Origin of the sequence: Altererythrobacter sp. MTPC7 (assembly GCF_042851395.1) — a bacterium.
Taxonomy (GTDB): domain Bacteria; phylum Pseudomonadota; class Alphaproteobacteria; order Sphingomonadales; family Sphingomonadaceae; genus CAJXSN01.
In genome coordinates this window covers 1-8,857 of record NZ_BTGS01000028.1, presented here as the reverse complement: position 1 = coordinate 8,857, position 8,857 = coordinate 1, and the positions used below count along the sequence as shown (strand labels likewise).

At 60.0% G+C, this 8,857-nt stretch carries 8 protein-coding genes; 3 read left to right on the top strand and 5 right to left on the bottom strand.

Translation table 11 applies throughout. The annotated features are described in order from the left end of the window. A partial coding sequence (locus tag ACGHJ7_RS14430; RefSeq protein ID WP_390479090.1) for an ABC1 kinase family protein occupies nucleotides 1-1,566 on the bottom strand: 1,566 nt, incomplete at its 3' end. A gap of 4 nt (nucleotides 1,567-1,570) precedes the next feature. Next, nucleotides 1,571-1,981: a MarR family winged helix-turn-helix transcriptional regulator gene (locus tag ACGHJ7_RS14425; RefSeq protein WP_390479089.1), complete on the bottom strand. Its 411-nt coding sequence runs from the start codon at nucleotides 1,979-1,981 to the stop codon at nucleotides 1,571-1,573. Nucleotides 1,982-2,187: 206 nt separating this feature from the next. Here ACGHJ7_RS14425 and ACGHJ7_RS14420 point away from each other — a divergent pair, with 206 nt between their 5' ends. From ACGHJ7_RS14420 to ACGHJ7_RS14410, 3 genes are read left to right on the top strand one after another with little or no spacing between them, the layout of a single operon-like run. Next, entirely contained in the window at nucleotides 2,188-3,315 is a 1,128-nt protein-coding gene (locus ACGHJ7_RS14420; protein ID WP_222823358.1) for an HlyD family secretion protein, read from the top strand. Continuing rightward, nucleotides 3,312-4,883 (top strand): MDR family MFS transporter, encoded by a 1,572-nt coding sequence (locus ACGHJ7_RS14415; protein WP_054522877.1) that lies wholly within the window; start codon nucleotides 3,312-3,314, stop codon nucleotides 4,881-4,883. Before ACGHJ7_RS14420 ends, ACGHJ7_RS14415 begins: the two co-directional genes overlap by 4 nt. A gap of 10 nt (nucleotides 4,884-4,893) precedes the next feature. Then, nucleotides 4,894-6,354 (top strand): efflux transporter outer membrane subunit, encoded by a 1,461-nt coding sequence (locus ACGHJ7_RS14410; RefSeq protein ID WP_064305672.1) that lies wholly within the window; start codon nucleotides 4,894-4,896, stop codon nucleotides 6,352-6,354. On the opposite strand, the gene ACGHJ7_RS14405 is transcribed toward ACGHJ7_RS14410, so the two are convergent. The 3 genes from ACGHJ7_RS14405 to ACGHJ7_RS14395 form a co-directional block, all read right to left on the bottom strand. Then, entirely contained in the window at nucleotides 6,284-6,778 is a 495-nt protein-coding gene (locus tag ACGHJ7_RS14405) for a hotdog fold thioesterase (protein ID WP_082379178.1), read from the bottom strand. The two genes, ACGHJ7_RS14410 and ACGHJ7_RS14405, sit on opposite strands and share 71 nt — an antisense overlap. Then, nucleotides 6,775-7,680, bottom strand: a complete 906-nt coding sequence (locus tag ACGHJ7_RS14400) for an alpha/beta fold hydrolase (RefSeq protein ID WP_222823359.1) — start codon at nucleotides 7,678-7,680, stop codon at nucleotides 6,775-6,777. Before ACGHJ7_RS14400 ends, ACGHJ7_RS14405 begins: the two co-directional genes overlap by 4 nt. Before the next feature lie 232 nt (nucleotides 7,681-7,912). After that, nucleotides 7,913-8,656, bottom strand: a complete 744-nt coding sequence (locus ACGHJ7_RS14395; protein ID WP_054522875.1) for a DUF4145 domain-containing protein — start codon at nucleotides 8,654-8,656, stop codon at nucleotides 7,913-7,915. Nucleotides 8,657-8,857: the final 201 nt, after the last annotated feature.

Genomic DNA, 8,857 nt, shown 5'->3' with positions numbered 1-8,857 from the left:
CACCCCAGCAATCACAAGCGCGCCGCCAGCCAGAAGCCAGGATTGATCGACAAGCAATGCGCTAGCCACGATCAATGCGGCAGCTAGAGGGCCTTTCAAGGACTGACGCTCATTGCGAAGTCCTGCGAGTTGCTCGATACTGAGCGGATCGAGCTGAACCGGCACATATCCTGACTTTGCGATCGAGTTCGCAGTGGCAAGTATGTCGGGCAAGGACGCCGACAACCCCAGCAGCTGACCGCGAAGTTTCTTCAAACCCGACCGAGCGCTAGCGAGCGAGAACCGCTCGGCGAAAAGCTCCGTCATGATCGGCCGGGTGTCCTCGGCAATGTTATAGTCGGGTGCCAGTGATCGGACGACACCCTCTGCCGTAAGCAAGGTACGCAGAAGAATGGCCAGATCAGGTGGCAGAACCAGTCGATAATCCCGCAACAGGTCGAAAACGCGGGAAAAAATCTGCGAGAACTCGATGCCAGATAGCACGGTTCCCCTGAACTCTCCGATCAACTGATCCAGATCCACCGCGAGCGCATCGCGATCCACCTTCGGCTCCCCCGCCCATGCGAGCAGGACATTCGCGACATCGCTGGTTTTCTCACCAGCAATCGCAAGCACGAGGCGGACGATCTCGTCGCGCCTGGCCTTGGTGAGCGTCCCGACTGATCCGAAGTCGATGAAGCCGACATCCTGCTCGCCGATCAGGAAGACGTTACCCGGATGGGGGTCGCCGTGAAATTCGCCGTTCAGGATGATCATCCGCAGGACAGCGTTGGCATAGCTTTTAGCGAAAGCCGCCACCCGCGGGTCGCCCGATGGGCTGCCCAGCGAAGACGCGGGCCTGCCGTACAGGCGTTCCTGAACGTTCACCCGCAGCCCGGTCAGTTCCCAATGGATGGCCGGGGTCCTGACGCCGATGGTATCGAGATATGCGCCGATCCGCTCGCAGGCTCGGGATTCCGCAGCGAGGTCCATCTCCCAGGCAAGATTGCGGCCGAAGGTCCGCAGAAACTCGACTGGCCGGTAACGCGCGATGTCAGGAGAGCGTGCTTCTGCGATCTCGGCAAGACGCACAAGCAGACGCACATCGGCTTCCATCCGCGCGGCGGTGCCCGGGCGTCGAACCTTCACGATGACCTTGCTACCGTCCCTTAGCTCGGCGGAATAGGTCTGTGCAATCGAGGCGGACGCCAAAGGCTTTTCGTCGAACTGCGCAAAGTCGTTCCGCCAGTCCTCACCCCAGCTTGAAGCAAGTACGGGCTCGATATCTGCGAAGCGCACTGGCGACACCTGATCGTGCAGGGTTGAGAATGCCGTGATCCAGTGTTCGGTGAACAGATCGCTTCGGGTGGCGAGGAGCTGCCCCAGTTTTATGCCGACTGGCCCGATGTCACGGAGGAACGCGACAACTGCGGCCGGGCGAAATTCGCGAGGGTCGATGACATTGTTCGAAGAGGGAATAAACCCGAGGGCTCCGGCGAGATTCTTCGCTCCGTGCCTCATTAGGATTCGGCCAATCTCCGCGGCGCGAGCGATGCTGCCGATAGGCTTTTCCGGGGCCGATGCCATGATTTTATTCAGCCTCGGCACGGTGTTGGTCCAGATTTTCCGATACCCTTTCAAGAATCTGCTGCAGCGTTCGCTTCTCGTCGGCGGCAATGTCGCGCCAAAGCAGATCATGAAGCCTATCCGCGGAGCCTCTCAGTTCGGGCAGCAGATCGTCAAGCTGCTCCGTGAGGATGAGCTGCCACGCTCGCCGATCCGTCTCAGCTCGAAGCCTTTTCATCAGCCCGCGTGCGCAAAGACCTGCAACCGCCTGGCCGATGGTCGCCGATTCCAGTTCCAGTTTCTTGGCGATTTCAGCCTGCGTAAGGGCAGGATCGCGAAGAAGTTGTCCGATGATCCTCCACTGTGTCTGATTGAGACCGATCCTGGCGACCCTCGCATCGTACACTCTGCGCGCGCCGCGACTGATCTCGTCCATAAGATAGAGAATGCGGTCATTATCGGTGATGACCTTCTGCCGACGCTGAGACCGTGACATGGTATCTGGTTTTTCATCCATAGCGCTGTGTAGTCGGATAGCCTCGGATGCCCAAATGCAAACTGCTAAATGCCTTTACTATTTGACTCACGGCTCATAGGGCGCGAGACGCGTTCACCTTTTACTGAGGCTGCCGAAAGAGTCAGATGACCGATAACTCCAACCAACCGGAGCAGGAGGGCACAACCCCAACGAAACCGCAATCGCGGCGTGGCTTGCGCATCGTGCTAATCATCGTTGGTCTTGCCGTGCTGCTTGGCGGGATCTGGTGGTACTACCGGCACGTAACCTACGGACAGTACATGCAGTCGACCGATAACGCCTATGTCGCTGCCGACAGCGTCGTTATCTCTTCCAAGGTAGCGGGATACGTCGAAGAGGTCTTCGTGGGGGAGAACGAGCAGGTTGCTCGCGGCGGAGCCCTCGTACAACTGGATTTGCGGGATTATCAGGCGCAAGCGCAACAGGCGCGCGCGCAGATCGCTGCGACCCTGGCCGGTGCCGACACAATCCGTTCTCAGGTAGCCGAACAGGATGCAGCCATTCGCCAGGCGCGGGCCCAACTCGCCGCCGCGCGCGCAGCACTGGACCTCGCGAACGACCAGGTGGCGCGATATCGGCCCCTTGCCGCGACAGGAGCCGAACCGCGGGAAAAGCTAGACCAGTATGAGGCCAAGGCGCGGCAGGCGCGGGCCGAACTCGCCGCTGCGCAGGCGGCGGTGGCTGCCGCGACCGCTCGCCGGGGGACCCTGTTCGAGCAGATCAGCCAGACCCAGGCGCAGGCGGACGCTGCCCGCGCTCAGCTGGAAACAGCCGACCTTACGGTTGAATCGACCTTGCTGCGCGCCAGCAAGGCCGGCCGCGTCGGCGATCTCTCGGTGAGGGTGGGCCAGTTCGTGCAACCGGGTCAACGTTTGATGACGGTGGTTCCGGTGAGCGCGATCTACGTGACCGCGAACTTCAAAGAAACGCAGGTCGGCCTCATCCGGGCCGGCCAGAGCGTCAGGCTCGAAGTTGACGCCCTGCCAGGCCTTGAGATCGCGGGACGAGTGGTCAGCATATCGCCGGGAACGGGCGCGGAATTTTCCATCCTCCCCCCCGAAAATGCCACCGGCAACTTTACCAAGATCGTTCAACGGATACCCGTCCGCATCGCTATCGATGCTCCCCCTGAAGTGCGGCGTCTGCTCGTTCCCGGCATGTCGGTAGTGGCTACGGTCGACACCCGGAATGCTGCCGGCGAATTGGAAGAGATCTCGAGTCGGACTCAATGACCGAGATACTGGCAGCGCAGGACACTTCGATCGGGCCGGCCGGGAGCCGAAAGAACGCAGACGTGACTGCCTGGGTCGCTGTGGCCGCGGGCGCGCTCGGCGCCATGCTCGCGACGCTGGACATATCAATCGTCAATTCCGCACTCCCCGTCATTCAGGGCGAGATCGGTGCCACAGGCGCCGAAGGCACCTGGATTGCTACGTCATTTCTCGTTGCTGAAATCGTCGTCATTCCGCTGAGCGCTTGGCTGGAACGGCTGTTCGGTCTGCGAACCCTCCTCATCATCGCTGTCAGCGCGTTCACCGCATTTTCGGTGCTATGCGGTGTAGCCACCGACCTTACGACCATGATCATCGGCCGAACGGGCCAGGGCTTCATGGGCGGAGTCCTCATTCCGACCGCAATGACTATTGTGGCTAAACGATTGCCGCCGCACCAACAGCCCATCGGAATGGCCCTGTTCGGCATGACTGTGGTTCTTGGCCCCGTGATGGGGCCATTGATCGGCGGCTGGCTGACCGAGAACCTGAGCTGGCACTATGCCTTTTTCGTCAATGTGCCAGTCTGCGCAATCCTGCTGCTCCTGCTGTTTATCGGGCTGCCTCACGAGAAGCCCAAGTGGGAATATCTCACGGACGCCGATTGGGCTGGCATTCTCGGGCTGATCCTCGGACTGGGCGGTCTGACTGTTGTACTCGAGGAAGGGCACCGTGAAGAATGGTTCGAGTCCTCACTCATTCGCTGGCTAACGGTGGTGACCATTATCGGCTTTGCCTGTTTGATTTACGGACAAGTGAAAGCACGCAAGCCGGTCTTGAAGTTGCAGCTCCTGTTCAATCGACAGTTCGCCAGCGTCGCGATCATGGCTCTCGCCCTGGGCATGGTGATGTATGGTTCAACCTACGTTATCCCCCAGTTCCTCGCGATCATCTCTGACTATAATGCTTTTCAGACGGGACTGGTCATCTTCTGGATGGGTGTCCCGGCCTTTCTCCTGATGCCGGTTCTGCCCCTGATGATCCGCAAGGTGGACATCCGCATTGCCGTCGGCACCGGAATGCTGCTGATGGCGATCAGCTGCTTTGTCAGCACGAGTCTGACCGCGGAATCCGGCGGCGCAGTCTTCACTGAAAGTCAGCTTATCCGCGGGGCCGGAATGATACTTGCGATGATGTTCCTGAATCAGGCAACGGTTGCGTCGGTGGCCAAGGAAGACGCGGGCGATGCCTCGGGCATTTTCAACGCGGCCCGCAATCTCGGTGGCTCTTTCGCTCTTTCGGCTCTGGCATCGTTCCAGGACCAGCGGATCTGGCATCATAGCCGGCGGATGGAAGAGACCCTGAATGCGAACAGCGTTTCGCTACAGGCCTATCTCGAAGGGCTGGCGCGAAACTTCGGCGGCATGGAGGGGGCGATGGCCGTCCTGAGCCGCACCCTCCAACGCGAGGCGTTCATAATGACCTACAATGATGTGTTCCTGGTTATGGGGATTCTGACCCTCGCGACGGTTCCGCTGGTCCTCTTCCTGAGGCCGCTTCCAAAAAATGTCTCCCTTTCGATGCACTGAGCCCTACACGATGCGCCACTTGCTACCTCCGCTTGTCACTATCGCCTTGCTAGCTGGATGCACGGCAGGGCCCGATTATGCAGGCCCCCCGGAAGTTATGTCAGCAGACACGGGCACTCGCTTTGTGCGCGCTGGCAGTGATGTGAGCGCATCTGATCCGGTTGTCGCTCGATGGTGGCTGCTGCTCGGCGATCCCGAGTTGACGCGGCTGGTGGAGGCTGCGCTGTCCGGCAATCCCTCGCTCGCCGCAGCGCAGGCGCGCATTGCTCAGGCACGGGCATCCATCAGGCAAGACCGTGCGGGTCGAATGCCATCGCTTGGGGCACAGGCCACCACCGTGCAGGGCCGGCTTCCTGGTCTCGACCTTCAAGGCGGGGCGCCCCCCCCGTCAGAGCAAACCAATTCCGACGCAGAAACCGATGACTCGCTCAGCTTTTACAATGTGGGCCTTAACGCCAACTGGGAGCTGGAGTTTGCCGGTGGCTCGCGCAGGCGCATTGAGGCCAGCAATGCCCAAGCTGCTGCAACGGTGGCCAATGCAGAGGACGCTAAGGTCCAGTTGACTGCCCAAGTGGCCAGCACCTACGTCAATTTGCGGGAGGCCCAATTCCGCGCAGAGCAATTTGAGGCGCAGATTTCGTTGCAGGAAGAGATCCTGGCGCTGACATACCAACGCTATCAGCGCGGTGCATTGCCGCTTTTCCCGGTAGGCACCGCGAATGCCGAACTGGAGGTGCTCAAGTCACAACTTGCCGAAGCTGAAGCGGATATCGCAGTCCTGTCTGATGCGCTCGCTATACTGACCGGACAGGTGCCGGGATCAGCTGATGCAGCGCTCACGACTGTGCGCTCCATTCCCATGCCGCCAGAGCAGGTCGCGATTGGCGATCCGGCAAGCCTGGTGGCGCGTCGGCCTGACATAAGGGCGGCCGAACGGTCTCTTGCCGCGTCGACGGCGCGGATCGGGGTGGCCGAGGCGGCGCGGTTCCCGAAATTGTCCTTCACAGGGATCCTGGGCCTCGGCGGATCCTCGTTGGACGACGTTGTCGATGTCGGCGAATTCTCCGCACTCGCGATCCCGCGCCTCCAGTGGAATTTTCTGGATTTCGGCAGGGTAGACGCTGCGATCGACCAAACCGGGGCGGCGCGCAACGAAGCAGTCGCCAATTACCAGCAGACGGTGCTTCTGGCACTGCAAGACGCCGAACGTGCCTTGGCTCGCTTCGGCCAGCAGCGTGTTGCGCTCGCTGCCAGTATGCAAATCAAGAAGCAGGCTGACGTCGCGGCGGACCTGAACCGCCAACGTTTTGCTGCAGGAGCGATCTCGAAGGCTGACCTCAACCGGGCCCTGCGAGAACAGCAGCAGGCCTCAGCAGACCTCGTCCGGGCAAAAGGCGCCCTTACGCTGGCGTGGATTGCGCTGCAGAAGTCGCTGGGCCTTGGGTGGCAAGAGCCTGTTCGAGATCAATAGTCCCGCCGCGCTGATCAATTGATCCGGTTGACGAGAAGTAGGCGCCCCTGCCGCTGGCGACCAACTTGCCGTCGGGCTCGAGAACCCGGGTTTCCGCCACCGAAATCTGTCGCCCGAGCTTCACGATCTGTCCGTGAGCAGTGAGAGGTCCTGAGGTTGCAGAACGGTGGTAATTGACATGCAGATCGGCCGTCGCTCTCGCCGCGACGCCCGCCGCAAGCAGAGTATAAAGCCCGGTGAGGTCGACCAGTGAAGCCAGGATCCCTCCATGCGCCGACCCAATCATAGGGTTCGACACGATCTCTTCGCGCCATGGCATGGTGATCGCGATTCCCTGGTCGGAGCATGTTGCAATCTCCAGCCCAAGCCATCGGTGAAACGGCGCTATATGCAGCATTTCCTGCAAGCGCTCTCGATCGATCATAGCTCCCTCGTCCCCTGTGGCTGAGCCGTATCGCGAGACTGATGGCGCCCTAGGAAATCGACGATAGCGGCGGAAAAGGCATCGTTCGCATCGCCCACGACCATGTGCGTGGCATCGGCAATATCGGTGTATTCTGCATGGGGGACGAGTTGTCGCAGATGCAAAACGGCCTCTTCGGAAACAAGATCGCTAGAGCCGCCTCGGATGAGGTGAAGCGGAAGCGTGAGATTCGCCGCAGCTTGGCTCAGCATTGCCGATTGACGTTCTTGGCTGTCTGGGTCGCCTTGTCTGGCTGACATTATATTACGGATAAACACAGGGTCCCAGTGCCAATAGAAGCGCCCATCCGGCTTCTGCCTCAGATAGTTTTTCAGACCATCGCTCGCGCCCCGCCTGGGACGATGCGGCATGTAGCGAGCGATCACGTCGGCCGCCTCCTCTGGTGAGGCGAAGCCGCTATCGACATGCTCTTCCATGAAACCAACCACGCGCATCACACCGCTAGGCTCCATGCGCGGGGCAATGTCGACCAATGTGAGTGAAGCAAAGCTACCTGGAGCAAGCTCCCCTGCGGCAATCAGTCCGGCGAGCCCGCCCAGTGAAGCGCCGACCAGCGCTGGCTTCTGGTCCAGGCGCGACGCTGCAGCGACCAGATCCGCCGCGAAGTCGCGCATTTCATAAGCTCCGCATGGCGACCAATCGCTGTCTCCGTGACCGCGCATGTCGAAGGCGATTGCGCGAAAGCCGGCTTGAGCCAGCTCGCTGACCACCCTTCTCCACGCGCGCCGTGTCTGCCCGCCGCCGTGCGCAAGAAGGACGGGTATGGCGTAGGCATCCCCCTCAGCCTCGGCTGTAAGAGAAATTGCGCCTGCGCCCTCAATCGTAAAGGTTTCTCTCGCCATCACTGGATGGTAGGAAAGGCGCGCTAAATAGTAAACCGATTTACTTTGTGGCTCTCGGCTCCGTGTTGGCTGTCCTGCAAGTGCGTTTTAACGACGGCAAAAGTCTATTCCAAGAGGGGTTTCTCCAGACCATTCTCTAATGCACCGGCTTGCGATTCGGTCAGCAGTCGCTGTCCGCTTAATCCGCTCAAAGATATAAAAGCTGCCTTTCCGCTTCCGGCCCCAATTGTGGTCAGGGAGTAGTCTTCTTCCCAACGGCGAGCAGCCGCTCGGGTTTTGCGGGAATACTTTTCTTGATGCCTAATGCCTTCTGGCCGACGATAAAAGCGCGATGGAGGAACACCTCTAGCGATGAGAGCAGTTCGGAAACCTCCTGACTGTCGGGCTCCCAGCCGCGATGCGCAGCCGCATTACCCGCATCCGTAACAACGCCGAGGATGTCCCGCTCAGTTTGCCCGATCCACCCTCCGTTGCGCAGCTCGTTCAGTTTCTCATCAAATGTCTTGGCCGGGTCGATGCCGATGACTTCGGTTGCACGGTCCAGTGCCGTTCTGAGTCCTATCGCCGTGAGGATGTGTGCCTGGTTGTCGTGCGCTACGTACATCTGGCTCAGGATATTGCGCAGCTGGGGGTCAGCCTTTTGCATGGCGTCGAACCATACCGGCTTCGTCTTGGCCTCTGGCTTCGGATAAGTTTGTATCTCCCTCGGATGCTCATACTGCTCCTGCCCCGCCGCATCGTAGTAGTGATCGGTGTCTTCGCTGTTCCAGCTGGAAGTTTCGTAGAAGACCGTCTCGCACCCTTGACATTCGAGCAGAGAGTGGTCGACACCGCCGTTGACCGAATGGCCATATTGCTTGTCCTCCCAGTCCCAAGCCTTGTAGATCGAGCCGTGGATTTCGCAGGTGCGCTCGCCATCGCAGGTGGGACAGTGCCCCTTCTTCGTTGCGTTTGTTGCTGTTGGTGTCGTGGCCATAGAGCCCGATAGCGAGCACTGACGAACTTTTCCAACAGTGTGCGTGTAAGTCGGCGCATCCTAAGTCCGCTTTTTGGGTTTGGCCGCTCTAGAGCCGCCATTCTGCTTCCGGCCCAACTTCAGCCAGTAGCATCTCATCCCTTCGCTCTACATACTATGCGGCCAAATCCAGATTCTTGAATGCGCCTGATGTGACCCCCA